15 protein-coding genes and 1 pseudogene are annotated in these 16,803 nt (G+C 63.8%); 6 read left to right on the forward strand and 10 right to left on the reverse strand.

Annotated elements, in window-relative coordinates:
* Window positions 1-24 precede the first annotated feature (24 nt).
* Genes QCE73_RS24720 through QCE73_RS24740 form a run of 5 tightly spaced genes read right to left on the reverse strand, consistent with a single transcriptional unit; the run spans window position 25 to window position 5,516 of the window.
* Entirely contained in the window at window positions 25-1,479 is a 1,455-nt protein-coding gene (locus tag QCE73_RS24720; protein ID WP_309883975.1) for an amidohydrolase family protein, read from the reverse strand.
* The gene (locus tag QCE73_RS24725) at window positions 1,479-2,666 is read right to left on the reverse strand and encodes an amidohydrolase family protein (RefSeq protein ID WP_309883976.1); all 1,188 of its coding nucleotides are present in this window, start codon (window positions 2,664-2,666) and stop codon (window positions 1,479-1,481) included. Before QCE73_RS24725 ends, QCE73_RS24720 begins: the two co-directional genes overlap by 1 nt.
* 5 nt (window positions 2,667-2,671) lie before the next feature.
* Window positions 2,672-4,153 (reverse strand): sodium:solute symporter, encoded by a 1,482-nt coding sequence (locus QCE73_RS24730; protein WP_309883977.1) that lies wholly within the window; start codon window positions 4,151-4,153, stop codon window positions 2,672-2,674.
* The gene (locus QCE73_RS24735; protein ID WP_035503775.1) at window positions 4,150-4,368 is read right to left on the reverse strand and encodes a DUF3311 domain-containing protein; all 219 of its coding nucleotides are present in this window, start codon (window positions 4,366-4,368) and stop codon (window positions 4,150-4,152) included. Before QCE73_RS24735 ends, QCE73_RS24730 begins: the two co-directional genes overlap by 4 nt.
* 20 nt (window positions 4,369-4,388) lie before the next feature.
* Window positions 4,389-5,516 carry a porin gene (locus QCE73_RS24740; RefSeq protein WP_404989800.1) on the reverse strand — a complete coding sequence of 376 codons (1,128 nt, stop codon included), beginning with the start codon at window positions 5,514-5,516 and terminating at the stop codon, window positions 4,389-4,391.
* Between the two features lie 260 nt (window positions 5,517-5,776).
* On the opposite strand from QCE73_RS24740, the gene QCE73_RS24745 reads away from it, so the two are divergent.
* On the forward strand, window positions 5,777-6,658 hold the full coding sequence (locus tag QCE73_RS24745; protein ID WP_035503777.1) for a LysR family transcriptional regulator: 882 nt from the start codon (window positions 5,777-5,779) through the stop codon (window positions 6,656-6,658).
* Window positions 6,659-6,705: 47 nt separating this feature from the next.
* Here the strand turns inward: QCE73_RS24745 and QCE73_RS24750 are convergent, their stop codons facing one another.
* Together QCE73_RS24750 and QCE73_RS24755 are read right to left on the reverse strand one after the other, a co-directional pair.
* Entirely contained in the window at window positions 6,706-7,635 is a 930-nt protein-coding gene (locus QCE73_RS24750) for a LysR family transcriptional regulator (RefSeq protein WP_187606705.1), read from the reverse strand.
* Between the two features lie 69 nt (window positions 7,636-7,704).
* Window positions 7,705-8,967, reverse strand: a complete 1,263-nt coding sequence (locus QCE73_RS24755) for an MFS transporter (RefSeq protein ID WP_309883978.1) — start codon at window positions 8,965-8,967, stop codon at window positions 7,705-7,707.
* A 263-nt stretch (window positions 8,968-9,230) separates the two neighbouring features.
* On the opposite strand from QCE73_RS24755, the gene QCE73_RS24760 reads away from it, so the two are divergent.
* Together QCE73_RS24760 and QCE73_RS24765 are read left to right on the forward strand one after the other, a co-directional pair.
* Complete coding sequence (locus tag QCE73_RS24760; protein ID WP_035503781.1) at window positions 9,231-9,539, forward strand: DUF4148 domain-containing protein; 309 nt, start codon at window positions 9,231-9,233, stop codon at window positions 9,537-9,539.
* A 50-nt stretch (window positions 9,540-9,589) separates the two neighbouring features.
* Complete coding sequence (locus QCE73_RS24765; RefSeq protein WP_035503782.1) at window positions 9,590-9,988, forward strand: FKBP-type peptidyl-prolyl cis-trans isomerase; 399 nt, start codon at window positions 9,590-9,592, stop codon at window positions 9,986-9,988.
* A gap of 43 nt (window positions 9,989-10,031) precedes the next feature.
* Here QCE73_RS24765 and QCE73_RS24770 read toward each other — a convergent pair.
* Window positions 10,032-10,730 (reverse strand): annotated as a pseudogene (locus QCE73_RS24770) (GNAT family N-acetyltransferase); the annotation flags it as partial.
* 421 nt (window positions 10,731-11,151) lie between these two features.
* On the opposite strand from QCE73_RS24770, the gene QCE73_RS24775 reads away from it, so the two are divergent.
* From QCE73_RS24775 to QCE73_RS24785, 3 genes are read left to right on the forward strand one after another with little or no spacing between them, the layout of a single operon-like run.
* Window positions 11,152-12,510, forward strand: coding sequence for a 2-hydroxycarboxylate transporter family protein (locus QCE73_RS24775; protein WP_035503899.1), 1,359 nt, complete (start codon window positions 11,152-11,154; stop codon window positions 12,508-12,510).
* A 6-nt stretch (window positions 12,511-12,516) separates the two neighbouring features.
* Window positions 12,517-14,358: an ATP-binding protein gene (locus QCE73_RS24780; RefSeq protein ID WP_309883980.1), complete on the forward strand. Its 1,842-nt coding sequence runs from the start codon at window positions 12,517-12,519 to the stop codon at window positions 14,356-14,358.
* Window positions 14,351-15,733, forward strand: a complete 1,383-nt coding sequence (locus QCE73_RS24785) for a sigma-54 dependent transcriptional regulator (RefSeq protein ID WP_309883981.1) — start codon at window positions 14,351-14,353, stop codon at window positions 15,731-15,733. Before QCE73_RS24780 ends, QCE73_RS24785 begins: the two co-directional genes overlap by 8 nt.
* A gap of 240 nt (window positions 15,734-15,973) precedes the next feature.
* On the opposite strand, the gene cheY is transcribed toward QCE73_RS24785, so the two are convergent.
* Both cheY and QCE73_RS24795 read right to left on the reverse strand, forming a co-directional pair.
* Window positions 15,974-16,384, reverse strand: a complete 411-nt coding sequence (gene cheY / locus QCE73_RS24790) for a chemotaxis response regulator CheY (RefSeq protein WP_035503787.1) — start codon at window positions 16,382-16,384, stop codon at window positions 15,974-15,976.
* Window positions 16,385-16,514: 130 nt separating this feature from the next.
* Window positions 16,515-16,803 (reverse strand): chemotaxis protein CheW (locus tag QCE73_RS24795; RefSeq protein ID WP_309883982.1); only part of this gene is annotated, 289 nt, incomplete at its 5' end.

Consider the following 16,803-nt stretch of genomic DNA (forward strand, 5'->3'; position numbering starts at 1 on the left):
CAGGCGTGCCTCATCGGACCGGCTTCAGTAGTGGCTGTGCCCCCACAACGTTCGCGGCGCGTCGAGCAGATGACGCAAGCCCGCGCGCTCGAACGTGCTATCCGCAACCTGCGAGACGCGTTCGAGTATCTCCCCTTCATCAACCGACAGCACCCGGTAATCCTCCATCAGGACCTTTCCGCCGACCATCGTCATGCACACATCGCCCGCATTCGCGAAGCACGTGACGCGATAGACCGGCATGTTCATCGGCATCAGATGCGGCTTGAACAAGTCGACGAGAATGATGTCGGCCTGCTTGCCCGTTTCGAGCGAACCCAGTTCGTGGTCGAGTGACAAGGCGCGGGCCGCGTCGATGGTGACCATCTCGAGCACCTTGCCGTGCGGAAGCACATCCGGATCGCGAAAGTGCCGCCGATGGTAATGCATGCACTGCCACATATGACGGAACATGTCATAGCCTCTGTCGGGCGCAGCCCCATCGGAGCCGATCGCCACCGTCACGCCCGCATCGATCAGTTCGGGCACCGGGCAGCGTCCGATAATCGACATGATCGCGCTCGGGTTATGCACGATCGAAGCGCCCGTCTCCACGCACGCCGTGATGTCCGCTTCCGTCAGATCGATAGCGTGCGACATGAACGACTTCGCGTTCAGCAACCCCAGCTCGCGATGCGCGAAATCAAGCGTGCCCGCGCGATGACCATCCTGCGTGAAACTCAGGTTCCGTTCGCGCGCCATCGACATATAGCGCTGCGCTTCACGCCGATAGTCGCCTTCGTATTGCGCGACCTCGGGGTAATGCTCCGGCGCGAACACGGGCAACATCAACGCGATCTGAATGCGGCCATCGGCATCGCCATGACATGCATCGACGATGTCCTTGCATACGTCGAACATGCGTTCGAAACCGACGTCGTATGTTTCGCTGCTTCCGCCCGCGCGGTGCCGTGTATAAGGACGAGGTGCGGGCGGACGCGAAGGACCGACCGCGACGATCGATCGTGTGCCCGTTCTGACCACCGCATCGCAATGACGCCGCGCGTACACGGGATCATCGACACGCATGATCGAATCGCCGCCTCCCAGTAGCGAGACGCCTGTCGTCACGCCCGCCTTCAGACGTTCGAGCGCCGCGAGATGCGACTCCGTTTCCCAGAAGGCTTCGTCCGAAGCGCGCGTGTAGATCGCCTCGCATGCCGCCGTCCATGCATCGCCGTCCGCGCCGCCGATCGTTCTGAGCATCGCGTGCCCTGCATGAGCGTGCGCATCGATCAGGCCGGGCAATACGGCCTTGCGGCGCGCATCGATCACGCGCGCTGCACGGTATCGCCGCGCCAGTTCGCTCGTCTCTCCGACAGCGACGATGCGATCGCCCTTCACCGCCACGGCGCCATCATCGATGACACGGCGCGACGGATCCATCGTGATGACGCGGCCATGCTCGATCAGTATGTCGACGTGTTCATGTTCGCTCATCACGCGAGCGCTCCGTCACGCGCGACGATGCGGCCGCTCGCCACGACGAGCTTGCGCACCGGCCGTGACGCCACCGCATGCGCGACGGTCTGCGCATCGACCAGCACGAGGTCCGCGCGCGCGCCCGCGTGCAGGCCGTAGTCGGTGAAACCGCAACCGCGCGCGGCGGCCTCGCTGACGCAATCGAACGCGATCATGAGATCGTCGTCGCGACGCAGGTCGTAGCGCATGCCGATCAGCATCGCGCGTTCGAGCATGTCGGGAACGCCGTACGGCGACCACGTGTCGCGAATGCCGTCGTTGCCGCCGAACATCGTGATCCCCTTCTCGCGGCAAAGCTTGAGCGGCGGAACCGTGCGCGAAGGCGGCGCGCTCGTCAGCAGCGCCACGCGCAACCGGGCGATTCGATCCAGCAGCGCATCGCGCTCGCGCTCCGGCAACGCGCCCAGACAGAACCCGTGACTGACGACCACCCTGCCCTGCATGCCCATCGTCTCGACGCGGTCGAGCAGCAGCTTGAGCGTGAATGCGCCGACTTCGCCGGGCTCGTGCAGATGGATATCGATCGGCTTGCCGTGGCGTTCCGCGAGCGCGAAGGTCGCATCGAGCGACGCAACGGGATCGCCGTCGATCAACGCGGGATCGAGCGCGCCGAGAACATCGGCGCCTTCAGCAAGCGCGCTGCCGAGCAATTCGACCGTGCCGGGACGAATCAACATGCCCGACTGCGGAAACGCGACGATCTGCATCTCCAGCGTGTCGCGCATCGTCTGCCGCGTCGCGAGCACGCCTTCGAGGTAGCGCAGGCGTGCATCGGTATCGATATCGACATGCGTGCGCAGACGCGTGGTGCCCGCCTGCACGAATGCGCGCGACAGCGCGAGCGATTGCGCGGCCGCATCGTGTCCCGATGTCTTGCGCCACTCGCGTTCGTTGTTGATGCGATCGGTGAGCAGCGGGCCGACTTCATTGCGATACCACGGACGGCCCCAGTTGCTCTTGTCGATGTGCGTATGGCCTTCGACGAAGCCCGGCAGCAGCAGCGCGCCGCCACCATCTTCGACATGCGCGCCGGGCGGCGCCGCGACATTCGCGCCGAGCGCTTCGATACGGCCATCGACGACCGAGACGGAGACGGTCTGGTCATCGGCCAGCCGGATATTGGAAAGGTAAAGAGAGCGAGTCATGTTTGTCATGCCGATCCGACGGCAGTATCGATACGCGCCCGCAGCAAACGTTGTGCGGCGCTGATTGCAACGAAAACCACGGCGTTCGCGAACAGCGCGACGAGCCCCATGTTGATCGACGTGAACGCGAGCGGCGCGCCGGGAAACGCGGTCGCAAGCGTCATGCCGCCCCAGCTCGACAGCCCGAGCACGACGCCGCCTGCCGCGATGCCGCCTAACGCCGCTTCGCGCGTGCCGAACGGCCGCTTGAGAAAACTCGACGCGAGCATCGGCACCAGTTGCGTGAGCAGGCTCGACGAGAAGATCGCGAGCGCGACGAACGTCGCACCGCCGCGCAACACGAAAAAGACGACGACCAGCGTGAACAGCGGCAGCGCGATACGGGCGACGCGTGCCACTTCCCTGTCGGTCGCCTGCGGTGCGAAGCCTTCGCGATAGATGTTACGCGCGATCGTCGTCGATGCATTGAGCATGATGAGCGAGCCCGGCACCAGCGCGGTGAGCAGCCCCGCCCCGCCGACGATGCCCACGAACCACGCCGGGAAAGTCTGCTTGACGAGCCGCAGCAGCGCGAGATCGGTTTGCGCGCCTTCGAGCCCGTGCACGGTGAGCACGGCAGCGAAGCCGACGAGGAACAGGAACGCGATGAGCACCTGATAGATCGGCATCAGCACGACGTTCTTGCGCAGCGCCGATGCATCGCGCGCCACATAGACCGCCGTGAAGCCGTGCGGATACAGGTAGTAGCCGAGCGACGTGAGCAGCAGCGTCGAGTTGTACCAGCTCAGATTGAAGCCATGCTCGGGCATGCGCAGCAGTTCCGGATGCACGGCGTCGATGCGCGCGAACATTTCGCCGAAGCCGCCGAAGTAATGCAGCGGCAGATAGGTGCCGAGAAAGATCGCGAGGCCGAGAATCAGCACATCCTTGAAGATCGCGATGCTCGCCGAGCCGTGAATGCCCGAGACCGTCATGTACGCGACCATCAGCACCGCGCTGATCCAGATCGCGGTGTTCTGCGAGATCAGCCCATACGACATCTCGGAGACGATGATGCCGAGCCCGCGCAACTGGATGATCAGGAGCGACACCATCGCGAGCACGGCCACGATCGAAACCAGCACGCCGATCGCGCGGCTATCGTACTTCGATGCGAAGTAATCGGCGAACGATACGAGGTTGCGGTCCTTCGCATAGCGCCAGATGGCGGGCAGCATCCAGTAGCCGAGCACATATGCGAGGCACCCGTACGACAGGATATAGAACGCCGGCACGCCCTTGCTATAGGTCCAGCCGCTCGCGCCGAGGAACGAGAACGTCGAGAAGGCTTCGCCCGCCATCAGCAGGAAGGTCAGCAGCGAACCGAAGCCGCGTCCGCCGACCGCCCATTGCTCTAGGCTGAGCTGCTTTTTACCGCGACGCGCGTACAGGCCCACGGCCAGCGCGAAGATCGCGAACAGCACGATGATGATCAGCGACGCGTTCATTGCGATCCTCCCGCGCGTGCGCTCGAATCCGCCGCTTCGTCGCGGCTGTCGAGGCAATAGATGAGCGCAAGGATCGCGGCCGTCGCCGCCATCCAGAAGAGATTCCACACCAGCAGAAATGGCACGCCGAAGAGAAGCGGCGTATGCGCGGCGAGCGAGCCGCCCGAGTAGAGGCCGATGAACGGCAGCGCGGCAAGAAGAATGCGGAGTTTCATGATGTTCCTCGCATGACCTGTCAGAACTTCTGACGCAGACCGGCGACGAACGCCAGTTGTGAAGTCGTCGACGACGGCGCGGCGATGCCGTCGATCCACGCATGACCGATGCCAGCCGTCGCCTTCTGATAAAAGCCGTTCACATAGACGTCCGTGCGCTTGGACAACAGATACTGGAGACCACCCGAGACCTGATGATAGTGCCCGCTCGTATCGCCTTGCGACGTCTGCGTGTAGGTATAGCCGACAGCCGCGATCAGCGCCGGCGACAACGAATAGCGTACGCTGCCTTCGTAGTTTCCGAAACGCAGCGCGCCGCCCGAGGCCATGTTGAAGTCCGTGCCCGTGTAGAGCAGCCCGAGCGTCGCGGGACCGAATGTATAGGTGCCGCCCGCGCCCCAGATCTGCTGGCGGGTCGCGTCGACGAGACGTGTTCCGAAGACCGCGGCGCTCGGCGCGTAGTAGTTGTCGGACGCGACCGCGCCCACGGCACTGCTCGCGGGCTGATTCATGCGCGCGTAGGCCGCGCCGAGATTGAGTGGTCCACTCGTGTAACTGAGGCCGGCGCTCCAGCTATTGTTGGCCGCGAAGCCGGTGGAATTCGAAAAACCGTACATCGCGTTCGCCTGCAATCCCGCAATGATCGGCGAGACATACTTGACGGCGTTGTTCGTGCGAAACGTGTTGTTGATGTCGTCGTTGTCGAACGGATGGGTCGAATACTGCGCGAGCGTATTGCTGATCTGGATCGAACCGAGAATATCCTGGACCGTGTTGTACTGGCGGCCCAGCGTGAGCGCGCCGAGCTTCTCGCTGCTCATGCCGACCCATGCCTGCCGGCCGAACATCCGGCCCGCCTGCATCGCCGTGCCGTTCATGACGTTGAAGCCGTTCTCCAGCTTGAAATTCGCTTTCAGGCCGCCTCCCAGATCTTCCGATCCGAGCAGACCCCAGCGCGGTCCCGACTCGTTACCGCCCGTCGCCTGCCATGCGGAATGGCCTTGCTGGTTATTGGTGTACGTGATGCCGCCATCGACGATGCCGTACAGCACGACGCTCGATTGCGCGCCCGCCGTGCCTGCCAGCACCATGCCGGTACCGGCCGCCACGAGCGATGTCCTCCAGGTGTTCACTTGCGCTTTCTTCATCCTTGTCTCCGGGCATGTGTCTCGTCACGCGGTTTTTCGACTGCGTTCGAGCCTTTTTGTCTGACGTCGAAGGGTGATGGCTAGCCATTCGCATCAACGTCGGCTGATGTTATCCATCTCGCCTTGTATTCAAAAATTAAATGTTCTAATGGGTGTCAGTTGAAAAGCGAATACCCGTAGACACGCGACGGCTGCGCGATTGCCAGTGCCGGTCACGCGTGATAGAAGTCAGAGTCCGAATTCAACGATCAACTGGGTCGATGAAACACGTTCCCCAAGCACGCACCCCGCTCTTCGATCTGGATCTGCTGAAAGCCATCGTCATGGTGGCGGATTGCGGCACCTTCACCGCGGCGTCGGCACGGCTTCATTCGACGCAATCGACCGTGAGCCAGAAGGTCCGTCGACTGGAGGAGATGGCGGGACACAAGCTGCTCGAACGCGGCAGCCGCGACGTCCGTCCGACCGACGCCGGAGAAACCCTGCTCGCGTACGCACGCCGGATGCTCGCGCTCAACGATGAAATGATCGAGGCGCTATCGGGCGCGAACGTGGGCCTGACCGTGCGCCTCGGCGTGCCGGAAGACTTCGTCGGCGGGCCGACCACGCACATGCTGGCCGCGTTCAATCGCAAGCATCCGCAGGTGAAGCTCGAAGTGACGAGCGGGCTGAGCCGCGACATCAGCGCCAGCTACGATCGCGGCGACCTCGATCTGGTTCTCGTGAAGCAGCGCCGCAATAGCCGCGAGGCCGTCGCGAGCTGGCCGGAGCAACTGCGATGGATCGACAGCGCGAAGAATCCCTCGTTCGGCCTGAACCCGATTCCGCTCGTCGCGTTTCCGCCGCGCGGGCTTTATCGCGATGACATGACCAACGCGATCGAAAGCATCGGACGGCGCTGGCGGCTGAGCTTCATCAGTTCGAGTCTGAGCGGCATTCAGGCGGCCGTCGCCGATGGTCTGGGGATCAGCCTGCTTCCGGCGCGCGCCGTTTCGCCGGATCACGTCGTGCTGACGGCGAAGAACGGGCTGCCGGCCATCGAGACGATGGATATCGCGTTGCTGCATCGTCCGACCGCGGATACCGTCGTCAAGGAACTCGCGCGGGCGATGTCGCGGATGTTCGGCCCGCAGCGGCGATAGCCGCCGGGTCTACAGGTCGGTCGAGCGAAAGACGATTAGTTGCGTTGCTATTTCACCCATCCGCGCTCGATGAGCGGCACGTCCCACACAGGCTCCGGGCCCAGCCGCTCGGCGAGAAACTCGACCAGCGCTTTCACCTTGAGCCCCTGACGTTGCGTCGCCGGATAGACGGCGGCGAAGTTCATCGGCGAGAGCGCATAGTCCGCCAGAATCGGCACGAGCGAGCCATCGAGCAGCGACGCGCTCGCCACCAGCGTCGGCAGGCATACGACTCCGCCGCCCGTCAGCGCGTAGTCATGAAGCAAATGGACGGAATTGGAGCGGATGATGCCGGGCAATTCGATTTCCACGACCTCGTCGCCGCGTGTCATCGTCCAGCGATTGCGCGACGGATAACCCGAATAGAGCGCCGTCCTGTGATCCAGCAGTTCACGCGGATGGCGCGGCGCGCCGTGCTCCTGGAGATACGAAGGCGCGGCGCAGAACAATCGCCGGACGGTGAAGAGACGCCGCTCGATCAGCGATTCGGAGATCGCCGGGAAAATCTGGAACGCGACGTCGAAGCCCTCCTCGATCGGATCGACGACACGATCATTGACGATCACGTCGAGCTGGATGCCGGGATAACGTCGATTGAATTCGGCCAGCGATGCGCCGAAGTGACCGAGCGCGAAACCCGGCAGCATCTGGATTCGCAGGCGCCCGGTCGGGGTCGCGCGCAACTCGCGCATCTGGTCGGTCAGTTCGTTGACGCGCCCCACGACCTCCGCGCAATCCCGATAGAACGCCTCGCCGACATCGGAAAGCCGCACGTGCCGCGTGCTGCGGTGAAACAACGGCACGTTGAGAAACTTCTCCAGTTGCTGGATGCGCGTCGTGACCACCGAACTGGCCACCCCGAGCTGGCGCGCCGCCTCCGCGAAGCTGCTGGTCTCGGCAACCCGCACGAAGGCCTCGATGCTGAGAAAACGATCCATGCCGGTCCCTTTCGGTCGTGTCCAGCATGTCAGTGTATCCAAAGCGCGCGAGGCTCCGAAACAGCCGTTTTACTCGGGCTGCTCGACGCCGGTGAACTCGACCGTCCCCGAATTCCGGCGCACTTTGGCGGGCGCGGTTTCTTCGAGCAGCAGGCTCACGCCGATGCCGAGCAGCACCGCGCAGATCGGCAGCCAGAGAATATTCTGGATACCGAAGCGTGTCGCGACGAATCCCGCGAGCGCCGGCGCCACGCCGCCGCCGAAAATCTCGCCCGCGCCAACGACGATCCCGATGGCAGTCGACACCATGCCGACGGGCGCCGCCTCCGTCGCGACCGGCCCGGAGAGCAGCGCGACGAGACCCAGCGTGAAGAAGGACGCGACGAACAGCACGATGAACAGGATCAGCGGCTGCGCGCCGAGACCGCGAAACACGTACAGCATGACCGCCGTCCCCGTGAAACCGGCGATGCTCGCGAGCCGCCGCCCGACGAGATCGGACAGCCCCGGCAGACCGAACTGCCCGACGAAGCCGCCGAAGCCGATTGCCGACACGACGATACCCATGCGCTGGGTGTCCAGCGCGAGGTAGTCGGTGAGATAAAGCGGCAGCATCGCGCCCAGCACGAAGACGCCCGTCATCGCACAGAACAGCGCGACCATGGCGACAGGAATGTTGCGACGCTTCAGCACGTCGCGCCAGTTGCCCTGCGCGGCCGGCGTCTTCTGTTCCACGGCCGGCGACTCGGCGGATCGCGGCTCGCGAATCACGAAGAACATCAGCAGCCCGAGAATCAGGCCGGGAATCGAGACGAGCGCGAAGACCCAGCGCCACGAGACCACGCCGAGCAATTGCGTCGCGATGATCGGCGAAAGCGCGAGCCCGAAGAGCGCGAATCCACTTTGCTGAAGCCCGAGATTGAAACCGCGCCGCTTCGGATGAGAAGCGTCCGCGGTCGCGGCGAAGCTCGTCGGACAGAACGAGCCTTCGGCGACGCCCATCAGCGCGCGCACGGCTAGCAGGCTGGCGAGACCGCCCGCGACGCCGGAGAAACCGGATAGCAGCGAGAAAGCGATGATCGCGGGAATCAGCACCTTGCGCCGCCCGATCTTGTCGGAGATGCCGCCCATCAGCGCGGCGAACACGCCCCACGAGAGACCCAGTATGCCGATGCAGTTACCGACGTCCTGCGCGGTGAGATGCAGGTCCTTCATGATCGCCGGGAAGAGCGGCGCGATCAGCCACCGGTCGAGGCCGACGAGGCCGAATCCGAGCGCAAGCAGCGTCACGGCTTTCCATTCGTAGGACGTATCCCACCGTTTCGAGTTCATCTCTGTCTCCTGAGTCAGAATCGCCGGCGGGTTCGTCGCAGTGCGGCCTCGCCGACGGAACAGAGAGTGACCCAGACGCCGGTTGAAAAGAACGGCCGAAAGGGCGAACGCGTCATTTGCGAAATGCAAACAATGGCGCAAGCGCAGTCGTCGCCGGGTTCAGACGAGGCGGGCCGAGCGGAATTCGGCCTGACTAGGGATACTTCGGATGGACGCCCCGTGCATGCAGTAATGTTCAGCCACGGGTATAAGGAGGACGCGACATGAGAAAACCACTGACAATCCGCTTTATGGTCCCGGCGCTGGCGATCACGCTGGCCGGATGCGCCGCGAGCGGCATGCAGCAAAGCACGACGAACCTGAGCGCAGCGCAATGCCGCGACCTCACCGCGCTCAGAAACCACGCGCCGCCCACGCGCGAGCGCAACATGAGCGAACTGGCGGCGCTGGAGCGGGCGGGCTACGACCCGTCGAAGTTTTACGATCCGTACTATCCCGACGATCTCCACGCGGCGCAGCGTCAGGTCGATCGCTGGTATCAGGCGGAGTGTCCAGAGGCGCGGCCGGATTGACGCGCAAACGCTCCCGATATAATCGGCGTTCCGTCCAACGAGGTTATCGCATGAAATCAGTCATCGCTTTGCTTGCAGCATCGGCCATCGCATCGAGCGCATTCGCCGCCAACGCCGTCGACAAATTGCCGTCGGGTGTCGTCGTCGAACACCTCACACAGGGCACGGGCCCGCAACCGAAAGCCGACGACGTGGTGAGCGTCAACTATCGCGGCACGCTCGCCAACGGCACCGAGTTCGACAGTTCGAGCAAGCACGGCGGCCCCGCGACCTTCCCGCTCAACCGGGTGATCCCGTGCTGGACGCAAGGCGTGCAGAAGATCAAGGTCGGCGGCAAGGCGAAGCTGACATGCCCCGCCGCAACCGCTTACGGCGATCGCGGCGTGGGCGCGATCCCGCCGAACAGCGACCTGACGTTCGAAGTCGAACTGCTCGGCATCCAGAAGTAAGCCCGCTGGCGAAGGCGCGTTCGATTCACTCGCCGCCTTCGCCCCGCAATTGCGCGAGCGACGCACGTTGCTTGCCGTTCGCGTCGAAGTTGTCGTCGGCGAGCCAGCGCTCGAATGCGCGTCGAATGCGCGGCCAATCCTTGTCGATGATCGCGTACCAGGCCGTGTCGCGATTGCGTCCCTTGTAGACGATCGCCTGCCTGAAAATCCCCTCGAATTCGAAGCCGAGCCGCAGCGCGGTCTTGCGCGAAGGCGCGTTCAGGCTGTCGCACTTCCATTCGTAGCGCCGATAACCCAGATCGTCGAAGACGTGGCGCATCAACAGATATTGCGCTTCCGTCGATATGCGCGTCTGCTTGAGCAACGGCGAAAACGTGACGCTGCCCATTTCGATGACGCCATGAACCGGCTCGATGCGCATCAGCGCCAGCGTGCCGACCGCCTTGCCGCTCGCGGAATCGACGACGGTGTAGTGGAGCGGATCGGCCGACGCCGCGGCTTTGGTCAGATAGTCGCGGAATGCGTCGAAGTCCGTGAACGGTCCCACGAAGAGATACGTCCAGTCGCTGCCATCCGGGGCCTGTCCATAGGCGTCGAAAAGATCCGCCGCGTGGCGCTCCACGTCGAGCGGCTCGATGCGGCAATGCCTGCCGTCGATGCCGATGCGCGCGGGCCGCTCGCGCGCCGTCCACTCCGCCACCGCTTCGCCGATGGGCTGCCCATACTCGTTGGTTCTCGTCATGCGTGAAGGAACTCCGGTTGCATTGAAATCGATGAACTCACAGTCTAAAACCTCAGCCATCAAAAAGGTCCGATTCTGAAAATTCAGAACGCCGCGCGCGCGTCCGCTGTCGTCCCAAAAAAATCCGCATGAAATCAGTGGCTTGGCACACAGCATCCGCGCGTATCCGTTGGCACGGCCCTTGCCTTGTCATAGGCATAGACCCCGCCGCGAACGCGCTTCGCCGCTCAGGGCCAGCCAACAACGGAGACGACATCTTGACCCTGCCATTGCCCCGGCGCGCATCCGCGTTCTTCCGGTAGCCAGACGCCCCACGCTTTTCCCGACACATCCCGAATCATCCGCCACACGCGGCGTGGGACACACGCGCCCGCCGTTCGGATTGCAGCACATGCATCGCCCAAACAGCAAGGAGACATACGTGCAGATCACCTCTCAAAGCGCGCAGCACGACGACGCGCAGCCGGCATCGACGAACAAGGAACGCTTCTGGCCCGAGGGCTGGTGGAAGCTGATGGAAACGCGCATCGGCATCATTCCGCTGCCGGTGTATCTGCTGCTGCTCGGCCTGATCACGGGATTCGCGGTGACGGGCAAGGTGCCGGGCGAAATCTCGATGGCGATCGCCGTGCTCGCCTTCTTCGGCTTCACGTGCGCCGAGATCGGCAAGCGCATGCCGCTCGTGCGCAACATCGGCGCGGCGGCGATCTTCGCGACCTTCATTCCGTCGGCGCTCACCTACTATCATCTGCTGCCGAAGCCGATCCTGAATCTCACGACCGAGTTCACCAAGCAGACGAACTTCCTGTATCTCTTCATCGCGTCGATCATCGTCGGCAGCATTCTGAGCATGGACCGGCGCGTGCTGATCAAGGGCTTCATCAAGATCTTCATTCCGCTCGCGGTCGGTTCGATCGCGGCGGCGATCGTCGGCACGCTGGTGGGCACGGCGCTCGGGCTCGGCGCGCGTCACACGCTGCTCTACATCGTCGTGCCGATCATGGCGGGCGGCGTCGGCGAAGGCGCGATCCCGCTTTCGATCGGCTATTCGGAGATCATGCATCTGCCGCAAGGCGAACTTTTCGCGCAGGTCTTGCCGCCCGTGATGCTCGGCAGTCTCACCGCGATCGTGCTGTCCGGCGTGCTCGACATGATCGGCCGCCGCTTTCCGCATCTGACGGGCCAGGGCCGTCTGCAGGTCGGCGAGCAGGACGAGATGGACCCGGTGAAGGAAGAGATCACCGGGCATATCGACGTGACGCACATCGCGGCGGCGGGCATCACGGCGATCACGCTGTATCTGCTCGGCCTGATGTGCAGAAACATCTTCGGCCTGCCGGCGCCGGTGGCGATGCTGTTTCTGGCGGTGCTGGTGAAGCTCGCGCGGGCGGTGTCGCCGCAGCTTCAGGAAGGCGCGTTCGTGGTGTACAAGTTCTTTTCGACGGCGGTGACCTATCCGCTGCTGTTCGCGATCGGCGTGGCGATGACGCCGTGGGACAAGCTGATGGCGGCGTTCACGGTGGCGAACATCGTGACGATCGTCATCACGGTCGCGACGCTCATGGGCACGGGCTTCGTGGTCGGACGGCTGATGAAGATGTACCCTATCGACACCGCGATCGTGAATGCCTGCCACAGCGGCCAGGGCGGCACGGGCGACGTGGCGATCCTGACGGCCGCCAACCGGATGACACTGATGCCCTTTGCGCAGATCGCGACGCGCATCGGCGGTGCGATCGTCGTCACCCTGACCTTGCTGGTGCTGGCGCATTTCGGATGACCGTGTATGACGATGTTGGGCGTTCCCCTGTGGGCAGTGGCGGCAAGCGCGGTGCTCTATCTCGCCGCGGCCGCCGCCGCCGTGGAAGTGGCCTGGCATCGCGGACTCGACGCACTGACCGAAGCGGGCGCGCACCGGCTGGATCTGTACGCCGCGAGCCTCAAGAGCGAACTGGGCCGCTATGAAATCCTTCCGGCGATCGCGGCGCGCCAGGACAGCATCAAGACCTTGCTCGAAGCGCCGCCCGGCGCGCGGCGCGCGCTGCTCCCCGCCGTCGACGATTATCTCGAAGCGGTCAACAAGGACGCGGGCAGCGTCGCGGTGGATGTCATCGATTTGAACGGCGACGTCATCGCCGCGAGCAACTGGAATCAGCGGGTGAGCTTCGTCGGCACGAACGTCGCGTATCGCCCGTACTTCACCGATTCGATCTCGGGCGGCAGCGGCCGCTTCTTCGGCATCGGCACGAACACGGGCGAGCCGGGCCTGTACTTCGCGAGCGCGGTGCGCGGCGCGGGCAAGGTGCTCGGCGCGACGGCCGTCAAGCTGAGCGTCGATCCGCTCGAAGCCGCGTGGCGCGTGCCGAACGAAGCCGCGATGGTCGTCGATGGCAACGGCGTGGTCGTGATCTCGACCGTGCCCGCGTGGAAGTTCACCGCGCTCGCGCCCATCGCCGCGCACAAGCAGGAGCAGATTCAGGCGTCGCGCCAGTATGCGGGCCGCAAGGTCGATAACCTCGGCTACGAACGGCTCGACGACTGGCGCAACGGCGCGTGGTTCGCGCGCCTGCCCGACTGGTCGCATCCCGGCCGCACGCGGCGCTATCTCGTGATGTCGCGCAGCGCGCCGCAAGCGGGCGACGCAATCATGGTGGCGCTCGATCTCTCGACGGCGCGACGGCAGCAACAACTCGCCTTCGCGTTCGTGACGCTCGCGTTCCTGATCGCGGGACTCTATGGTCTCTACGCCGTGCAGCGACGTCGCGTGATCTTCGAGCGGCTCAAGGCGCAGGACGCCTTGCAGCGCGCGAACGATCGTCTCGAAGAAACCGTGCAGCAGCGCACCGCGGCATTGCAACAGGAGATCGAGGAACGCGTGCTCACCGAGCACAAGCTGCGCGATTCGCAACAGGAAGTCGTGCATGCGGGCAAGCTCGCCGTGCTCGGCCAGATGGCGGCCGGCCTGACGCACGAAATCAATCAGCCGCTCGTCGCCATCCGCACGCTGTGCGACAACGCGCGCACGTTCTTCGAGCGCGGCCAGCCCGCGCAGGCCATCGCCAATCTGGAGCGCGTGGGCAAACTCGTCGAGAACATGGCGCAGCTCACGGCGGAACTGAAGGCCTTCGCGCGAAAGCCCGAGGCGAACACCGTGCCGGTTGCGCTCGGCGATGCGCTTGCACATGCGCGGCTCATGTACGACGCGCGCATCCGCGACGAACGCGTCCAGCTCGATATCGACATCGCGCCGGACGCGATCGTGGAAGCCGAGCCGGGGCGTCTGCAACAGGTGATCGTCAACCTGCTGGGCAACGCGCTCGATGCGCTCGCCGGATGCGAAGCGCCGCGCATCCGCATCGGCGCAAACCGGGGCGACGATCCCGCTCGCGTGACCTTCTTCATCGCCGACAACGGGCCCGGCATCGATCCGCACGTGCTCGCGCATCTGTTCGAGCCATTCGTGACGACCAAGCCGCGCGGTCATGGCCTGGGCCTCGGGCTCGCGATCACGTCGCGCATTGTCGAGGGCTTCGGCGCGCGGATCGCGGCTGTCAATCTCGAAGGCGGTGGCGCACAATTCACCATCGAATTCGTAGCGGCGAACGGCAGGAGCGCTGACAGTGACTAAAAGCCCGATCCGGCAGGCAAGCGATGACATCCGCGTGGTGATCGTCGAGGACGACGAGAACGTGCGCCTCGGCGTCGAACAGGCGGTGGCGCTCGCGGGCTTTCCGGTGGAGTCGCACGCATCGGCGGCGAGCGCGCTGGCCGCGGCCGTGCCCGGCTCGCCTGTGGTGTTCGTTTCCGACCTGCGAATGCCGGGCATGGACGGCATGCAACTGCTCCAGCACGTGCTCGCCGTCGATGCGCAGATTCCCGTGGTGCTCATCAGCGGCCATGCGGACATTTCGACGGCCGTCGGCGCGATGCGCGTCGGCGCCTACGATTTCATCGAGAAACCGTTCTCGTCGGAGCACATTGCCGGATGCGTCGCGCGGGCTGTCGAGAAGCGCCGGCTCACGCTGGAGGTCGAAGGCCTGCGCGCCGCGCTGCAAGACGGACGCGGCATCGAGGCGCTCGTGCTCGGCAAGTCGCCGGCCATCGCGGATGTGCGCAAGAAGATTTTGCGGCTCGCGGATACATCGGTATCGGTGCTTATCACGGGCGAGACGGGCACCGGCAAGGAACTCATCGCGAGGGCACTGCATGACTATGGCCGCAGACGCGAACATCACTTCGTCGCGCTCAATTGCGGCGGCCTGCCCGAGCAGCTTTTCGAGAGCGAGCTTTTCGGGCACGAGGCCGGTGCGTTCACCGGGGCGACGAAGAACCGCATCGGCAAGATCGAGTGGAGCGACGGCGGCACGCTCTTTCTCGACGAGATCGAAACCATGCCGGTCGCGTTGCAGATCAAGCTGTTGCGCGTGTTGCAGGAGCGGCGCATCGAGCGGCTCGGCACGAATGAATCGATTGCCGTCGATTGCCGCGTGGTTGCCGCGTCCAAGGCCGATCTCGCGCTGCTATCGTCCGAGGGACGCTTTCGTGCCGACCTGCTGTATCGGCTGAACGTCGCGCTAATCGATCTTCCGCCCTTGCGCGAGCGTCGCGAGGATGTGCCGCTGCTGTTCGAGCATTTCGTGCTCGCTGCGGCGCAGCGCTTCGGACAGGATGCACCGATGGTCACGGCTGCGCAGGTGTCGGAGCTGACCGCGCATCAATGGCCGGGGAATGTGCGCGAGCTGCAGAACGTGGCCGATCGTTTTGTGCTGGGGCTTTCGGGCGATCAGTTGATTCCCTCCGATGATCGGCCTCGGGGTGGGGCGCCGCTCAACGAGCAGCTCGCTTATATCGAGCGCGTGCTGATCGAGGATATGCTGCGGCGGCACAATGGCAATGTCGGAGCGGCGAGCGAAGCGCTCGGTATGCCGCGTAAGACGCTTTATCACAAGCTGCGGCAGTTCAATATCTCAGCGCGGGATGTTCAGGCGGAGCGGGAGGATTGATTGATTGATTGCTTTCGGGCTTTCATGGTTGCGCCGGATCCCGTTAGCGTGTCGGTCTATTGGCACTGCCCCTGTGCGGGGCGGCAGTCACTTTCTTTGCTGCTGCAAAGAAAGTAACCAAAGAAACAGCTCGTTTAAGCCCGCGGTCACACGTAGTTTGACCATGCTTGTCAGTCGCCCGTGGCACTCGCCTTAAGAAGCTGTTGCCGAAATCAGGTTAAGGCTTCTTATGCTTGCTATTCATCGATCGTTCGCAATCCCCCTCGTCTTGACCATCTTCTCAAGTATGCCGGTCAGCTTCTCGTCAAGCGTTGCGGCCGTGAACGGCTTGACCACGTAACCATTCGCGCCAGCCTGCGCCGCCGCAATAACATTTTCCCGCTTGGCTTCAGCCGTGACCATCAGCACCGGCAGATGCGACAGACTCGCGTCAGCACGGATCTGCTGGAGCATCGACAGACCATCCAGAACCGGCATGTTCCAATCGGAAATAACGAAATCGTAGCCACCGGTTCGCAGGCGCGCGAGCGCAGCCGCCCCGTCTTCCGCCTCGTCGATGTTCACGTAGCCGCTTTCCCTCAGCAAATTGCGCACGATACGGCGCATCGTCGAAAAGTCGTCGACCACCAGAATCTTCATGTTTCGATCCATATTTCTCGCTCCTTGCTCTCAATCGTTTGCGCTTCGCTGGTGAACCCGACGTCGCTGCGCGCATCGCTCGACCATGCACTTGCGGCGACTAGAATCGATCGAATGTCTGCTCCCACGTCAGCCCCCCGATTCAATGAAGTGTTCTCGAATGATTTTGCGATTCATGCTGCAAACGTGACATACGACTCAATGCAGCCACGTCGACGATAAGCGCGACACGGCCGTCGCCCAGGATGGTCGCGGCGGAAATGCCGTGCACCTTGCGGTAATTCGTTTCGAGGTTTTTCACGACCACCTGCTGCTGGCCGACGAGCTCGTCGATCAGCATCGCGAAGCGGCGTCCTTCCGTCTGCATGATCGTGACGATGCCCTGCGTCGGCTCGGTGCGCGCGCCTTCGACATCGAACACGCGATGCAGC

The sequence above is a fragment of the Caballeronia sp. LZ029 genome, assembly GCF_031451275.1.
Lineage (GTDB): Bacteria > Pseudomonadota > Gammaproteobacteria > Burkholderiales > Burkholderiaceae > Caballeronia > Caballeronia jiangsuensis.